Below are 14,785 nucleotides of genomic sequence, written 5' to 3' on the forward strand. Positions count from 1 at the left end.
AGATCGGACTCGCGATGACCGGCCCTCTCGTCAATACCCTGCCCGCGGCACTCCAGGCCACCGCCGAACGGTTCCCCGACCGCGAGGCCGTGGTCGACGGCGACGTCCGGCTGACCTGGACCGAGTACCGCACCGCGGTGGACGAGGTGGCGCGGGCGGCGATCGCCCAGGGCGTCTCGCGCGGGGACCGCGTGGCGATCTGGGCCCAGAACTCGTGGCAGTGGTGCGTCGCCGCCCTGGGCCTCCAGGCGGCGGGTGCCGCGCTCGTACCGATCAACACCCGCTTCCGCGGCCGCGAGGCCGCCGACGTCGTGCGGCGCAGCGGCGCCCGGGCGGTCTTCACCACCACCGGCTTTCTCGACAACGACTACCCGTCGATGCTGCGCACCGCCGAGCTCCCCCTGGCCGACCTGCCCGTGATCGTGATGTCCGGCGATCACGGTTCCGACCTGAGCTGGTCGGAGTTCCTCGGCCGCGCCGGCGAGGTGAGCTCCGCGGAGGCCCGCGCCCGGGCGCAGGAGGTTACGGCCGACGACATCGCCGACATCGTTTACACCTCCGGATCGACCGGATCGCCCAAGGGCGTGGTCCAGACCCACGGCAACGTGGTCCAGGCCATGACCGCCTTCAGCGACGCCCGGACGATGACCCACACGGACCGGTCGCTGGTGCTCGCGCCCATGTTCGCGCAGTTCGGGCTGCGGTGGCTGAACGCCAACGTGATCTGCGGCGCCACCATCGTCACCCGATCGACGTTCGACCCCGCGACCCTGTTCCAACTCCTGCAGGACGAGCGGATCACCGATTTCGCCGGGCCGCCGACGATGATGGCGGCGCTGCTCGCCCCCGCGGCCGGGCAGTTCGACCTCTCCGCCCTCCGAGTCGCCGTGATCGGTTCGACCACCGTCCCACCGGAGCTCGTCCGTTCCCTGCTCGAGAACAAGGTCTTCGAGCACGTGTTCACAGCCTGGGGACTCACCGAGGCCTGCGGGCCGGTGACGATCTCCCCGGTGGGCGCCGACGTCGAGCGGATCGCAGGGTTCGCCGGCACGGCGCTGGACCACGTCCGGTTGCGCGTGGTCGCCGCCGACGGGTCAGTGGCGGGTCCCGGTGAGGAGGGCGAACTCCAGGTTCTCAGTCCGACGATGATGCGCGAGTACCTCGGCGATCCCGAGCTCACGGCGGCGACCCTGGTCGATGGTGGGTGGCTGCGCACCGGTGACCTCGGCAGCATCGACCCCGACGGCTACGTCCGCATCACCGACCGCCTCAAGGACCTCGTGATCGTGGGCGGGTTCAACGTCGCCTCCGCAGAGGTGGAGGCGATGTTGCGCACCTGCCCCGGGATCAAGGACGCGGCCGTGGTCGGCCGCCCGGACGACCGGCTCGGTGAGGTTCCGGTGGCGTTCGTTGTGGCCGTGGACGGCGCCACCCCGGACCCGGCCGAGGTGATCGCCTGGTGCCGCGAGCAGATGGCGAACTTCAAGGTCCCGCGCCACGTCGAGGTGTGTGCAGCCTTGCCCCTGAACGCGAGCCTGAAAGTGGACAAGATCACGCTCCGCGGGCAGGCCCGCGCGTTCTGAGGGACGGAATGCCCTTTTGCCCGCGGCGCCGGACGAGACGAAAGTGGCGATCACATCCGCCGGAAAAGGGGAACCCGCTATGGCACTGACCGACGAAGGCCTGATCGAGGTCGCCGACTTCGACTCCCGCTGGGTACGCCTGGCGAGCGGGGCGAAGGCGCACTACATGACCTCCGGGAGCAACGGCCCGGCGGTCGTCCTGCTGCACGGCGGCATCACCGGATCCTCCGGTCTCGCCGGCTGGCGCTTCATGGCCCCGTTCCTCGGTGCCAACGGCTTCCGCGTCTACGCGCCGGACATGCCGGGCTTCGGGTTGGCCGACACTTCGCCCCAGCACCAGCCGAAGTCCTACGCCGCCTACGTGGATTTCATCAAGGAGTTCACCACCGCGCTGTGTCTGGACAAGTTCCACATCGCGGGGAACTCGATGGGATGCGGCAACGCGGTCAACTACATCTGCAACCACCCCGAGGACATCATCAGCTTCGCTCTCATCGCGGGGCCGGTCGGCGACGTTGCGCCGGCCGTGCCGATCAGTGACGACGCGAAGAAGCGTCTGATGGCCTTCGACGGCACGCCCGAGTCGATGCGCGCGATGATGAACGACATCATCTACCGCGAGACCGCGATCACCGACGACCTGATCACGATGCGCACCAACGCGGCCAACGCGCAGAAGGAGTCCTACGCGGCGATCCCGCCGTCCTTCCTGAGCTGGGTCGCCGGTAAACCGGACCCGATTCTCGGTGCCCGCCTGACCACCAAGGGCCGACTCGACCGGTGCGGCATTCCGGGGATCTACCTGTACGGCCGCAACGACGTGATCCTGCCGGTGGAGAACGGCTTCGGCATCGAGCCCCACCTGCCCGACGTCCAGTTCTTCTACCCGGACGAGTGCGGTCACCAGGGCCAGACCGACCAGCCCGAGATGTTCAACCAGGTCTTCCTGGAGTTCTTCCGCGACGGCAAGGTGAGCCGCAAGACCGCGGACTGGGCCGGGGTCTCGGACACGCGTCCGGAGAACCCGAACCTGGTGGAGCAGGCGTCATGAGATTCGCCCCGGGCCGCACGGCAATCATCACCGGCGCCGGGGTCGGGATCGGCAAGGCCATCGCGGCCCGGTTCGCCGACGAGGGCCTACGCCTCGTGCTCGCCGACATCGAGGGCGATCTTGTGGAGAAGGTCGCCGCCGAGTTGGCCGGACCGGGCCGCCCGGCTCCGCTGGTGGTCGTCGGGGACCTGTCGGTGCGGCAGAACGCGGCCACGTTGATCGGAACCTGCCAGGAGGCTTACGGCCAGGTGGACATCCTGGTCAACAACGCCGGCGGCGGGGTGATCCGCCCGACGCTCTCCCACACCGAGGAGACCCTGCGCGCCACCCTCGACCGCAACCTCTGGACCACCCTCTACTGCTCGCTGGAGGCGCTCCCGCTGATGAAAGCGGCCGGGTACGGCCGCATCATCAACATGGGTGCGGACTCGGTGCGCAACGGCCTGGACTGGCACGCGATCTACAACGCGGCCAAGGGCGGCGTGCACGGCCTCACCACCGGCTGGGCGCGGGAGTTCGTGACCGACGGAATCACCGTCAACGCGATCGCGCCGTCCGCCACCCGCACCGAGGCCTACGACGCCTTCGAGCAGTCCACCGACCCGGCGATCCAGGCGACGCTGGCCAAGGTGCTGGCCGTGATTCCCGCCGGCCGGGCCGGCACCGTCGAGGAGATCGCGGCGCTCGCCGCCTACCTCGCGTCAGATGAGTCGGGGTTCACCACCGGTCAGGTGCTCAGCATCAATGGCGGAAGCACCATGCTCTGACGGTCTGACGTCCCCTCAGTTCTCGGACGACCGCTACGACGGAAGGCACGACATGGCGACCGGCTTCGACCTCACGCTCTCCCCCGCTGCGACCGCCGCCCGGGAGCACCTGCACGCCGTCGCCGGCGAGTTGCGGGAGCAGGCGGCGACGGCCGAGGCCGAGGGCGTCGACCTGCCGACGCTGCGTGCTCACCTCGCCGCGGCCGGCCTCGATCCCGCCGTGGTCGCGCAGGCCGGCATCGATCCATTGACGGTGCTGGTCGCCCTCGACGCGCTCGCGTACGGCGACCCCGGTGCCGCCTGGGCGATCGTGCCCGCTCTTCAGGTGGCCACGATCGTCGCGGCGGTGGGCACCCCGGAGCAGAAGGCAGCGGTGAGTGCGGCCCTGGCGAGTCCGGCCGCGACCGCGAGCCTGCTCGCGTACGAGGATTACGGCCGCCAGCCCAGTGAGTACGAGACGACCGTCGGTGGTGGCAGTGCCACCGGTCGCAAGACCTCGGTCGCCTGGCCCGCCGGTGCCGACGTCAGCCTGCTGGTCGGCCGGGAGGGCGACGAGATCGTCGCCCACTGCTGGACGGGTGCACGCAGCGGCATCACGGTCGAACGCGACGACCGGGTGCTCGGCAAGATCGCCGTAACTGCCGCCCCGAGCGGCACCGTCACCCTGGACGGAGTCGCGACGAGTCCCGGCGAGCGGCTCGGCGGTGGGCTGGCCCTGGACCGGTCGCTCGGTCAGGCCCGGTTGATGTTGGGCGCGGTGCTGCAGGGCACGGCCCGGGCCTCCATCGAGTTCTGCGCCGGCTACGCCACCGCGCGCACCACCTGGGGCGTGCCGATCGCCCAGCACCAGGGCGTCGCGTTCCCGATCATCGACCGCACGACCGAGCTGGAGAAACTGCGCCTGCTGCTGTGGGACACGAGTGCGGAGGTGGACCGGGCCACCGACACCGCAGACATCGAAGCTCGGGTCGCCCGGGCGCTCAACCGCATCTCGACCCACGCGTTGCACACCACCCGCGACGGCGTGCAACTGGTGGGGGTGCGGGCCATCACCCGCGACCTCCCGTCGGAGCGTTGGTACCGCAGCGCCGCCGCCCTGGGCGTGGTCGACGTCGACATCGCCGCGACCCCGTTCTCGTTGAGTAACTGAGCAACCGAGCAACCGAGCAACCGAGCACCCGAGCAAGGAGAGTCCTGCCATGACCGTCTCGTTCGCTCTGCCCGACGACACCCAGAAGCTCCTCGCCGAGATCAAGGAATGGTCGCTGCACGAGGTGCGGCCGCTGGCCCGTACCGCCGACCGGCTGCAGACGAAGTACTTCGAGGAAGGCCGGCGGGTCCTCCAGAGCTGCCCCATCGACGTGAGCCCGCTCAGCGTTCCCGAGTTCGGCCTGATCGACCGGGCCGGAAAGGTCTACCAGGCCTCCGACTCGGACGCCGACAACCACGTGCTGGGCGTCCTGGCGATGGAAGCCATGTGTTACGGGGACGGGTGGGCCTGGGGGGCGCTCAAGCGCAACGCTAATCTGGAGAAGATCCTCTCGGTGATCGGAACCCCGGCGCAGGTGGAGAAGTTCACCGCCGACCCGGACGCCTCGTCTTCCTTCGCCTTCTCCGAGGACCACTGCGGCTCCGACATCTCGGCCATCCGCACCACTGCCGTCCGCGACGGCGACGAGTGGGTCGTCAACGGCTCGAAGCGGTTCAGCTCGCAGGGCGCCGAGGCCTCGATGATGCTCATCTTCCTCAGCATCGATACCGCTCAGGGTATGAACGGCCTGCGCGGGATGATGATCCCGCAGGGCACCCCCGGGGTGGAGATCGTGCGCGAGACCGAGGACCTCAAGCTCGGCATGCGCTTCCTACGGCAGTCGGCGATCCGCTTTCACGACGTACGCGTGCCGCTCGACCACATGCTCGGGGATCCGGACGAGCCCGGTGGCTTCGTCGAGGGGCTCAACGTGCTGAACCGGACCCGTCCGTTCTGCCAGGCCTGGAGCGTGGGAACGCTGCGTGGGGCCACCGACTTCGTGCTCGATCACGTGCGCCGCGAGGACCGCTACGCCCCGCGTCGCCGCGCCCAGGCCGAGGCCGACTGCGCCGAGATCCACCACGCGCTGGACGACCTCATGCGCCTGCTGGTCAGCGCCGCGTGGCTCGCCGATCGCGACCTGCCGCACCGGACGGAAGCCGCCATGGCGAAGTCCCACGGTCCCGCCATCGTCGAGGCGAGTTACCGCCGACTCCTGCAGATCATGGGCAGCGAGGCGTCCTCGGAGAAGCACCTGCTCGAGAAGTGGTATCGCGACGCGGTCACCTTCGACCTCATCGAGGGGACGAACCAGATCCTCAAGCTGACCGTCGGCCGGGGGATCTTCAAGGCGGCCGCCCGGGCCACCGGGCCCGCGGTGGCAGCCGCCCTGCGTCCGGTCGTCTAGGAAGCCGGTCGGCGGGCCAACCAGCCGAGGGCCCGATCGGCGACCTCGCGGCCGTTGGTGGCGCAACCCTGCAGACCGCCGTCGCCGTACGCCCGGGTCGCGTCCCCGACGTTCCAGAGATTGGCGACCGGCGTTGCCGAGTCGATCTCCGAGCCGGCGACCACCCGCTGCGCGGGCCAGTCGCCCGAGAGCAGCGGAGCGCAAAGGATGCGGGCCTGCTCGAAGCCGTCCAGCTCCCGGGCGAGCTCGGCCAGGACCGCCGCCCGCTCCGCGTCCTCGTCGAACGGCGACATCGCCGGGACCGGCACGGCATAGGCGACGTAGAGGTACCACCCGGGCGGGGCGACCTCGGGACAGGCGGAGGTCAGGTGAGCAATGGCGCTGAGACGCGAGGTGTCGGCGAAGAACACGATGCCCGCGGGTTTGGCCAGGCGCCGCCGGCTCGCGAAGGTGACCGCGTACATCGGGGCGGGATGGATCTTCTCCTTCACCAGCGCGACGTAGTCCGCCGGCAGCGCGCCGTCGGCGCAGAGGGCCACGGTGGCGCTCGGCCCCGCGTTGCTGACCACCGCGCCACAGCTCACCGTCACGAGCTCGTCGCCGCGGCGCACCGTCGCCGACCGCACGAGCCCGCCGGCGATGTCGAGGCTCTCCACCGACGAGGACAGCCACACCTGTCCGCCGTGACGCTCGACGACGGCGGCGAGCTCCTGCATCGGGCCGATGGTGCCGGCGCGCGAAAAGCCGTAATCGCGGAACAGACTCTTCTGGGTCAGGTAGGTCAACATCGCACGGGCCGAGACCTCGTCGCTGTTGACCGAGAACACCCCCGCGGCGATGTTGCGCATGAGCCGTCGAACGGTCCGCCCGACCGGAAAACGGCGCAGCCACTGCTCCAGGCTCGGGTCGTCGCCCTGCGGCGGGCCGTCCCACTTCCGGGTGAGCTGCGCGCCGACCTTCCGGAGCCCGCCGTCGAGGAGCAGCCGGGCCGGCCGCGACGTCGTGTTGTAGAGCCGGCCACGGAACTGCACGCACTGCGCCGGCTCCTTCGGTCGGCGCACCTCATAGGGCGCGCCAACTGTGCGGAACAGGTCCTCCATCGGACCGCCGAGTTCCAGCGCGACGGCTCCGGTGCTCACCAGGAAACCGTCGATCTCCACGGTGGACCCGCGGCCGCCGACGCGGTCACGAGACTCGACGACCAGCACGCTGCGGCCGGCGTGCGCGAGCATCGCGGCGGCGGCGAGCCCCCCGATGCCCGACCCGATGACCAGCACGTCGACCGACGTCGGCTCCATCACGCCGCCCGGGGTGGGAGAAGCCCCTCGAGGTCGGCCGTGATCAGGTTGGCCAGAAATTTCGAGTAGGTCCGGCACTCGTGCAGGCCGCCACCCATCACCCAGAGGCCGTCCTGCGGCGTGCGGCGCCAGATGTTGCGCATCCAGCCCTCGTCGTCCCAGCCCCACACCGGGCCGACCTTGTCGGCCACCTCCGAGCCGCAGAACCGGCGGATCTGTTCCTGCATGTTGTCGTATCCGGTGGCCATCACGACCACGTCGGCGTCCAGCCTGCGTCCGTCGGTGAGCGCGAGACCGTCGGCGGTGAAGGTCTCGATGTCCTCGTGCTGGATCACGTTGATCTTGCCGTCGATGATGAGGTCGGAGCAACCGACGTTGATGTAGTACCCGCCCCCGCGCCGCAGGTACTGCATGTGGAAGCCGGTGTCGTCATGACCGAACCCGACCTTGAAGCCGGCGGCCTCGAGTCCCGCGATCAGGTCCGCGTCGATCCGGCAGGTCCGCTTGGTGAGCCACTTGTAGCTGTGGAGCAGCAACTCGTAGGGATTCGCGGCGGTGATCAGGTCGATGTCCTCGACCGGCCCGGTGGTGAACAGCGAGTACACGAGGATACCGCTCGGCACCAGACTGACCACCGCGGTCGGCCCGCGCTGGATCATCGTCACCTCGGCAGCGCCGTTGGCGTGCAGATCCTGTGCGACGTCGTGCCCGCTGTTACCCGCACCAACCACGATCGCCTTCTTGCCGGCGTAGGAGATGCCGCTGGAGAAGGCGCTGGAGTGCATGACGTCACCGTGGAACTCGTCGAGTCCCGGCAGCTGCGGCATCTTGGGCTGGCCGCTGACCCCTCCGGTGGCGAAGACCAGATGCGGCACGACCAGCGCACGCTCGGTTCCGTCCGCGCGGCGGACCCGCGCGGTCCAGCGCTTCGATGCTTCGTCGTACGAGGCGTCCACCAGCTCGGTGCCGGTCCAGACGTTGAGCTCCATGAACTCCGCGTAGGACTCCAGCCAGCCGGCGAGCTTGTCCTTCGGCAGAAACGTCGGCCAGGTGGCCGGAAAGGGAATGTACGGCAGGCTGTTCGCCCACACCTCGTTGTGCAGCGTCAGGGAGTGGTAGCGGTTGCGCCAGTTGTCGCCGATTCGCGGATTGCGCTCAACGATCAGGGCGTCGACGCCGAACTGGGTGAGCCGCGCGGCCAGACACAGCCCGGCCTGACCCCCGCCGACGATGAGCACCTGCGGGTCACGGTCCGCGTACTGGACAGCCTTGGTGCGCAGATCGAGCCAATTGTCTCCACCGAACTCCCAGGAGTACTCGGTGCCGGTCGGACGGAGAGCGCCGATCTGCTCCTCGTGCCCCGAGAGGTCCTGCAGCGTCGTGAGCACGACCCAGGCCAGCGAGTCCTGCGGGGCGTGCTCGTCGAGGAGCAGCCGGGCGTAGGCGGTACCGCGACCGACGGCGGTGTCGAAATCGAGGTAGCCCTCCACGACGGGCTGGCCGAGATACTTGGTCGCCCGAGGGGCCATCCGGTCCGGGGCCCGGCGGACATGACGGGGAGTCACGGCCGGCAGAGCCTCAGCCAGACCTTCGACGATCTGCTGCCGGCCTGCCCGCGTGCGGTAGTCCCAGGTGAACGCGACGATGTCCCGCCAGAACCCGTCGGGCACGAACGTGGCCGCGATCGCCTCGGGATCGTTCGCCGCGACAGCAGCGGCGAACTTCCCGGTCCAGGCGGTGAAGATCGCTTCCGCGTCGGCGTCGACGGGCGCTTCAAGTTCGGCGTCCGACAGTTCGCCGGTCAGAGTCATGGCGCTCCTCGGGGGACCTCGTCGCGGGAAATCGGCCTGCTCTCCGAGGCTAAGAGGACGCGGTGCCCGGGCCCCGCTGGGCATTCCGCGCCCCGGAACCCACCTGGCCGGTCCTGCTCAGGGATGGAAGCGCCGCACGTACTCCGGCCAGAGGAACTCCTGGCAGTCCCCGTGGGTCACCTGTCCTTCGCACTCCCAGCGGGTGAGGCAGATGTTGGAGTCCATGTTGTGCCAGGTCTGCCACTGCACGCCGGCACAGGTCGCCCCGACGATCTCCAACTCCCGGCCGAGCCGGTCCACCACGGTCATCTCGACGGTGTCGGGGTAGAACGACCCGGGGCGGCGAACGGTCCGCTTGGACACCGAGAGGACCTCGGCCGTCACTCCGTCCTTGCGGACCCACCCGGTGCGCAGGCTGTTGCCACCTGGCAGGTCCAGCACGCCGGCCCACTCCGGTCCCCGGGCGGGATCGTCGAAGGCCATGATCCCGAAGGCGAAGTCCTCGGAGAACGCCCCGTTCACCCAGGCCAGGGGCGGCAGTGGAACCAGGTGCTCCCGGCGCGGCTGCCCGAACGAGCGGTCACGGACGGTGGTCCCGTCGACCGCGTAGTCGACGCCGCGCAGCCGAACCGTCCCCCTGGTGCGCATGGGCTGCTCGAAATGCATGCCGCTGCCGAGCATGGCCGGCGGCGCCATCGCCGTGAGGGTGACGTCGACGGCACTGTCGGTGGCCGGGCTGGAGTACTGGATCCGGTGGGATCGCAGCGGTTCGATCGTCGTGACCTCGTAGCCGTTCTGCAGCCGGTAGTGCCAGAAGTCCTTCTCGAGGCACTCGTCGCTCATGTACGTGACGTAGTCCCAGATCTCGGACTGCAGCGGATGGTCCTTGAAGCCCTGCCACACCGCGATCCCGCCGGTGACCGTCTTCAGGTTCGGGTGGTACCAGACGTAGCCCAGGCCGTGGATCTGATGCTCGGGGACGTTGAAGCCGAAGTAGTGCGTCTCCGTGCACGTCGGGTCCGGCTCCCGGGCGGTCATGTCCGGGCGCAGGAAGTCGTCCGTCTCCTGCGCCTGAACCAGACCAGGGGAGGTCTCGTCCCACCACGCCCGCTTTGAGTCCTCACTCATGTCAGCTCGCCTCATCCATCAACGCGGCCAGTACTCGCACCATGTGAATCTCGTCGGCGAGAGGATCCATTTCCGGCAGGGCGCCCTGCGCGTGCATCGCGGCGTACATCCGCAACCAGATGCTCAGGCCCCGGACCGCTGCGAGCACTTCGTAGAAGGTGAAGTTCTCGATCTTGTCCCCGCCACGCGCGGCGTAGAGGTCGGCCAGCTCCGCGCCGACGCACATCCCGCTGAGATCCGGGTTCCCCTGCCCATGGGTGGACCACCGGTGGAAGAACGACCACCACCCGAGATCCACACCGGCGCTGCCCACACTCGCCATCTCCCAGTCGATGACCCCGACACACGTGAAGTCGCGCCAGATCATGTTCCCGATTCGCGCGTCACCCCAGCAGATGCAATCCCGACCGGCAGAGGGCCGTGCTGCGGTCATCCACTCGATCGCCCGCTCGATGAGCGGATTCGATCGCGTACCGGCCTCGGCGCGGAACAGCGCCACCGCGTGATTGACGGTGCGCTCCACATGGTCGGCACCCGGGGCCCCGAAGCCCAGGTCCGCGAGCCCGAGTTCCCGGGGGTCGAGGGCATGCAGGGCGACCAGGAAGTCCACGCCCGAGGTCCACATCGCCGCGCGTCGCGCCGGCGTCGCGTCGTGGACGAATCCGGCCGCCGCGTACGTCGGCACGTCTGCCGGGATGAGACCGTCGACGAACTCCATCACCACGAAACGGGCGCCGAGCACCGCGGGCGACTGTTCGACTCCGAGCACACGCGGGACCGGGAGAGTTCCGAGATCGCCGAGCGCGCGCTGTACCCGGAGCAGTGTGGTGAAGTCGGACTGCGGGTTGGTCTGGTTCTCCAGGACGTCCTTGCGCAGGACGACGGTGCGCTCCGCGGGACCTCCGGCTGAATCGAGGAGACAGTCGACGAGATGGGTCTCCCCCGAAAGCCCGCTGGCGTCGGACGACCGGAGGCCGCGAACCTGGGCGTTCTCGAATCCCGGAACCGCGCTCCGCAGCCATCTCTCGATCTGCGGCGCGAGAGCCTCGTCCCGGCTGCGGGCGACCTTGGCCACCACGGTCGGCCCTGCCTCGGCACTCATCAGTGCTCCTTCTGTTGCTCCCCAGCACGTCGACGCCCGGTGGCCGTCATCTCATCGTGCGATCGATTCTCCGGGCGCGGCATCACTGGTTCCGGATCGCGGACCCTGATGGCGAACCATCCGGGCTACGGCCGGACCCGGCGGCGCGGACGTGTCGACGACCTCGATCGGCGGCACCAGGTCGAGGAGGCGGGCGTCCTTCGCGAGGCATGCGTCTTCGAGCTCCGCAGCCGTGCGGCCACGCGGGTGGACGCCCGACGCCGCAAGCGCGCCGCCGAGCTCCTGCTCGAGCAGCGCTGTCATCACCGCCAGGAGCCGGCGAGGCATCGACATCACCCAGGAGTGAAATGCGCCGGGCAGCACGTACAGCGGCGCCCCCGACTGCCGCGCCTGGTCGACAGCCGACTCCAACGGCACGAGCAGGTCGCGCTCACCGTGCACGACGACGGCCGGAACGCCGGCCTCCCGCATCCGGCGCAGCAGCGGCACACTCGGAGCCGCCCGCATCGTGAGTCCGATCGGAGCGGTGACGCTGGACGGCCGCCGCAACGCCTGCAGCACGGAGGCTCTCAGCACGGCCCGGTAAGCGGCGCGTTCCCCTCGGTCCAGCCCGGTCCGGAAGTGCACGGTGTCCCACATCGCCGCCCCGATCTGGCGGGCGAGGTCGGGCGGATGGGTCAGACTGCGCGCGGCGCGCGCGTCGAGCGGGCCACCGGCGGCTGCATCGAGCAACACGGCGCACAGCGTGCGCTCGGGTCGCGCCGCCGAGAGCTCGATGACCTTGCGGCCACCCATCGAATGGCCCACCAGGACCGCGCGCTCGACCCCGAGTTCGTCGAGGATGCGACCGACCAATGCGGCGCGCATGCTGAAATCGGTCCCGGCCTCCCGCGGTCCGTCGGACCGGCCGTGTCCCGGCGCGTCGACGGCGACGACGAGAAAGCCCAGCTGTGGTAGCAGGCTCAGCGCGCGCCGGTACGGGACGTAACCGAGACCGGCCCCGTGCAAGAAGACCAGCGGGGTGCCGCGTCCGCCCACGGCCAGCCCCACCCGTGAGCCGTCGACCAGACGAATCTGATGGTCCCTCAGTGCGATCGCAGCACCGGGAGGTACCAGCGCGTTCGTGGTCAGGGGACGACTTTCGTGTCGGCCCGGCCCAGAGCGAGAAGCTCGTCGAAGCTTTCCGCCATGCAGGCGAGCAGAAGATCTGGGTCGGTGACCGCGGCCCGGTCCACGCTGATGGCCAGGTAGGCCGTCCCGGCGTAGGTCATGAGCGTGACGTTCACCGCCGCCGACCCGATGGGCCCGAAGGCATAGAACCCCGCAAGGCGCGCGGACCCGAGATACAGCGGAACGGGCGGTCCCGGGACATTCGAGGTGATGACGTCGACCCCACCGACCATCTTCCGGTAAAGGGGAGTGAGCACCGACGGCGGCACGCGACTGGCGACCCCCGCGATCGAGGCGAACGCCCGCAGTCCAGGCTCAGCCTGCGCCCGGGCGGACAGCTCGCGCATTCGGATCACCCGCTCCGCGGATGAGGCGATGTCCGCGGGCACGACGAAGGTCGCGGCCGAGAACGCGTTGCCCGCCACCGCAGCATCCCCCGCCTGACGCAGGTTCACCGGCATCAGCATGCGGAGGGCGTCGACCGGCTGGCCGTTCTTGTCGTGGTAGCGCGCCAGCCCGCCGATGACGCCCGCGACGAAGGCGTCGTTGAGCTTGCCACCGGCGGCCTTGGCGGCGAGGCGTAGGCCATCCGTCGGCAGCGCGTGGGTCAGATACTTCTTGGACAGGGACCGGCCGGTCATCAGCGGGCTGAGCGGATCGCCCACTGGCCGCATCGTTCGGGCAAGGGAAGCTGTCATGCGCGCTGCGGCCGGAACGGTGCTCCGCGGCCTGGCCGCGACCGCGGCGCCGAGCCGGCCGAGTCGGCCCGCACCCCCGGCGGCGGTGCGCAGCTCGTGCAGCGCGGCCCCGCCGACCAGCTCGGCGACACCGAGCCGCCGGGGCTCGGAGGGCTCCACCCGATCCCCGATCGGCACCCCCGGCTCAGGACTCAGCAGCGGCTCGATGATCATCTGCAGACCGCCGACGGCGTCGGTCACCGAGTGATGAATTTTCAACACGATGGCGCACCCGCCGCTCGCCAGGCCGGTGACGAGTTGAAGCACCCACAGCGGCCGGGCGTGGTCCAACACCTGGGCGCGGACCTGTTCGCCGATCCGGAGGACGTCCTCCAGACCGGCCTCACCGCCGACAGCGAGCACCGGAGTGTGGTGGTCGAGGTCGAAGCGCGGATCGTCCACGAACCTTGGCGGCGCGGTGCTCATCGCGGTCGTCCTCGCCACCTGGCGAAGCCGCGGCACCCGGGCGACGCAACGACTGACCGCGGCCCGGAAGTCCTCAGGTGCGATGGGCCCCTCGAACACCAGCACAGCGACCGCGTCGGAGCGCAGCATCGGGTCACGCTCGACCGACCACAGCAGAGCGTCCATGTTGGCCATGTAGTCGTCGTAGCGCATGGCCGCCGGCTCCACGCCCCCTCCCGGGTGCCCGACGTGGTCCGAGGAGGGTGGATGCGCGGGGCTCATCCTTCCGACAGTGTGGCCGGTGCCCCTTGCGGTTCCTGCTCCTTGGCGGCGGCTGCGGCGGCAGTGACCGCCGCCGCAGCGGCAGGGTTCCCCATCGGCGCCGGGGGCTCGATCGGCGCCGGGGCCGGCAGTGGGGCCAACCAGATGTCGATGGTCTCGGGGGCGAGCGGCAGCGTGCGCGCGACGTGCGTCTCGTCGTCGACCTGGGGGTGGCCGACACAGAACTCGATCGCGAACTGACGCGCCTTGTCCTCGACGTAAATGCCCATCGACCCGGACGGCGCGTGCCGGAGCAGGTCGTTCCGGAGGGTGACTTCGTTCTTCAGCGCGTTGCTACGGGCACGCATGACGTCGTCGATCGAGGCGACCTGCATGCAGAAGTGGTCGAACTTGGCCTTACCGTCGAAGGCCCGCACCAGCACGAGGCTGTGGTGGTAGCGGTCGCCGCAGCGCAGGAAGGTGACCAGGTTGCCGATGCGGTCGGACACCTTGAAGCCAAGCACCTCGATGTAGAACTTCAGCGTCTCCTCGTAGTTGTTCACCGCGAAGCCGCCGTGCACGAACTTCTCGATCTCGATGCCGGCACCCATCGGGGCGACGCCGCGCTCCATCATCGTGGTGAAGAGCTCGATCTCCATGCCGCCCGGGTCGACGAAGCGCAACCAGCGCGCGACCGCGTCAACCTGGAAGTTCCCGCCCTCTTCGTAAGTCATCCCCCGCTCGGCGAGTTGCTTCGCCACCGCGGTCAGGGTGTCCTCGTCGGCCACCTCGTAGGCCAGCCGGATCGCCCCGGCCTGCGAGCTCTCCTCCAGCCGGAGCCAGTGGTGCTCAACGCCGCCCGTCAGGAAGGCCGAACTACCCTCACGCTTGGTCAGGTCGAGCCGGGCGATCCGACGGTAGAAATCGATGCCCTCGTCCATGTCCTGCACACCGGCGGTGACGTAGCCGAACCTCGTGACGACGCTCATCGGTCGACCTCCTGGGAAAGCGTGGGCGGTGCTCCGATTCTGAAC

The 14,785-nt window shown here is 69.6% G+C and carries 12 protein-coding genes; 5 read left to right on the plus strand and 7 right to left on the minus strand.

From position 1 onward, the window contains the following. The first annotated feature begins 14 nt into the window (after positions 1–14). The 5 genes from SPOPO_RS0103225 (at position 15) to SPOPO_RS0103245 (ending at position 5,839) form a co-directional block, all read left to right on the plus strand. On the plus strand, positions 15–1,583 hold the full coding sequence (locus SPOPO_RS0103225; RefSeq protein ID WP_019873339.1) for an AMP-binding protein: 1,569 nt from the start codon (positions 15–17) through the stop codon (positions 1,581–1,583). Positions 1,584–1,662: 79 nt separating this feature from the next. Continuing rightward, positions 1,663–2,634, plus strand: coding sequence for an alpha/beta fold hydrolase (locus tag SPOPO_RS0103230; protein ID WP_019873340.1), 972 nt, complete (start codon positions 1,663–1,665; stop codon positions 2,632–2,634). Beyond that, positions 2,631–3,401, plus strand: coding sequence for an SDR family NAD(P)-dependent oxidoreductase (locus tag SPOPO_RS0103235; protein WP_019873341.1), 771 nt, complete (start codon positions 2,631–2,633; stop codon positions 3,399–3,401). Before SPOPO_RS0103230 ends, SPOPO_RS0103235 begins: the two co-directional genes overlap by 4 nt. 52 nt (positions 3,402–3,453) lie before the next feature. Then, positions 3,454–4,551 carry an acyl-CoA dehydrogenase family protein gene (locus SPOPO_RS0103240; protein ID WP_019873342.1) on the plus strand — a complete coding sequence of 366 codons (1,098 nt, stop codon included), beginning with the start codon at positions 3,454–3,456 and terminating at the stop codon, positions 4,549–4,551. A gap of 49 nt (positions 4,552–4,600) precedes the next feature. Further along, the gene (locus SPOPO_RS0103245; RefSeq protein ID WP_019873343.1) at positions 4,601–5,839 is read left to right on the plus strand and encodes an acyl-CoA dehydrogenase family protein; all 1,239 of its coding nucleotides are present in this window, start codon (positions 4,601–4,603) and stop codon (positions 5,837–5,839) included. Here the strand turns inward: SPOPO_RS0103245 and SPOPO_RS0103250 are convergent. From SPOPO_RS0103250 to SPOPO_RS0103280, 7 genes are all read right to left on the minus strand, one after another. Further along, positions 5,836–7,137, minus strand: a complete 1,302-nt coding sequence (locus tag SPOPO_RS0103250) for an FAD-dependent oxidoreductase (RefSeq protein ID WP_019873344.1) — start codon at positions 7,135–7,137, stop codon at positions 5,836–5,838. The two genes, SPOPO_RS0103245 and SPOPO_RS0103250, sit on opposite strands and share 4 nt — an antisense overlap. After that, positions 7,137–8,948 (minus strand): FAD-dependent oxidoreductase, encoded by a 1,812-nt coding sequence (locus SPOPO_RS0103255; protein ID WP_019873345.1) that lies wholly within the window; start codon positions 8,946–8,948, stop codon positions 7,137–7,139. The genes SPOPO_RS0103250 and SPOPO_RS0103255 overlap by 1 nt, the downstream gene beginning before the upstream one ends. Positions 8,949–9,065: 117 nt before the next feature. After that, complete coding sequence (locus SPOPO_RS0103260; protein ID WP_019873346.1) at positions 9,066–10,076, minus strand: DUF7064 domain-containing protein; 1,011 nt, start codon at positions 10,074–10,076, stop codon at positions 9,066–9,068. A 1-nt stretch (position 10,077) separates the two neighbouring features. Beyond that, positions 10,078–11,178 carry a phosphotransferase family protein gene (locus SPOPO_RS32310; RefSeq protein WP_019873347.1) on the minus strand — a complete coding sequence of 367 codons (1,101 nt, stop codon included), beginning with the start codon at positions 11,176–11,178 and terminating at the stop codon, positions 10,078–10,080. 51 nt (positions 11,179–11,229) lie between these two features. Beyond that, positions 11,230–12,228 (minus strand): alpha/beta fold hydrolase, encoded by a 999-nt coding sequence (locus tag SPOPO_RS27465; protein WP_019873348.1) that lies wholly within the window; start codon positions 12,226–12,228, stop codon positions 11,230–11,232. 77 nt (positions 12,229–12,305) lie between these two features. Beyond that, complete coding sequence (locus SPOPO_RS0103275; protein WP_019873349.1) at positions 12,306–13,718, minus strand: wax ester/triacylglycerol synthase domain-containing protein; 1,413 nt, start codon at positions 13,716–13,718, stop codon at positions 12,306–12,308. Positions 13,719–13,768: 50 nt separating this feature from the next. Then, a complete protein-coding gene (locus tag SPOPO_RS0103280) occupies positions 13,769–14,740 on the minus strand; it encodes a VOC family protein (RefSeq protein ID WP_019873350.1) in 972 nt (323 codons plus the stop codon). Positions 14,741–14,785: the final 45 nt, after the last annotated feature.

Source organism: Sporichthya polymorpha DSM 43042 (assembly GCF_000384115.1).
GTDB lineage: Bacteria > Actinomycetota > Actinomycetes > Sporichthyales > Sporichthyaceae > Sporichthya > Sporichthya polymorpha.

Bases quoted from the DNA above. Each gene is read 5' to 3' on its own strand.
- SPOPO_RS0103225 (WP_019873339.1), top strand. From the start codon at position 15: ATGACCGGCCCTCTCGTCAATACCCTGCCCGCGGCACTCCAGGCCACC.
- SPOPO_RS0103230 (WP_019873340.1), top strand. From the start codon at position 1,663: ATGGCACTGACCGACGAAGGCCTGATCGAGGTCGCCGACTTCGACTCC.
- SPOPO_RS0103235 (WP_019873341.1), top strand. From the start codon at position 2,631: ATGAGATTCGCCCCGGGCCGCACGGCAATCATCACCGGCGCCGGGGTC.
- SPOPO_RS0103240 (WP_019873342.1), top strand. From the start codon at position 3,454: ATGGCGACCGGCTTCGACCTCACGCTCTCCCCCGCTGCGACCGCCGCC.
- SPOPO_RS0103245 (WP_019873343.1), top strand. From the start codon at position 4,601: ATGACCGTCTCGTTCGCTCTGCCCGACGACACCCAGAAGCTCCTCGCC.
- SPOPO_RS0103250 (WP_019873344.1), bottom strand. From the start codon at position 7,137: ATGGAGCCGACGTCGGTCGACGTGCTGGTCATCGGGTCGGGCATCGGG.
- SPOPO_RS0103255 (WP_019873345.1), bottom strand. From the start codon at position 8,948: ATGACTCTGACCGGCGAACTGTCGGACGCCGAACTTGAAGCGCCCGTC.
- SPOPO_RS0103260 (WP_019873346.1), bottom strand. From the start codon at position 10,076: ATGAGTGAGGACTCAAAGCGGGCGTGGTGGGACGAGACCTCCCCTGGT.
- SPOPO_RS32310 (WP_019873347.1), bottom strand. From the start codon at position 11,178: ATGAGTGCCGAGGCAGGGCCGACCGTGGTGGCCAAGGTCGCCCGCAGC.
- SPOPO_RS0103280 (WP_019873350.1), bottom strand. From the start codon at position 14,740: ATGAGCGTCGTCACGAGGTTCGGCTACGTCACCGCCGGTGTGCAGGAC.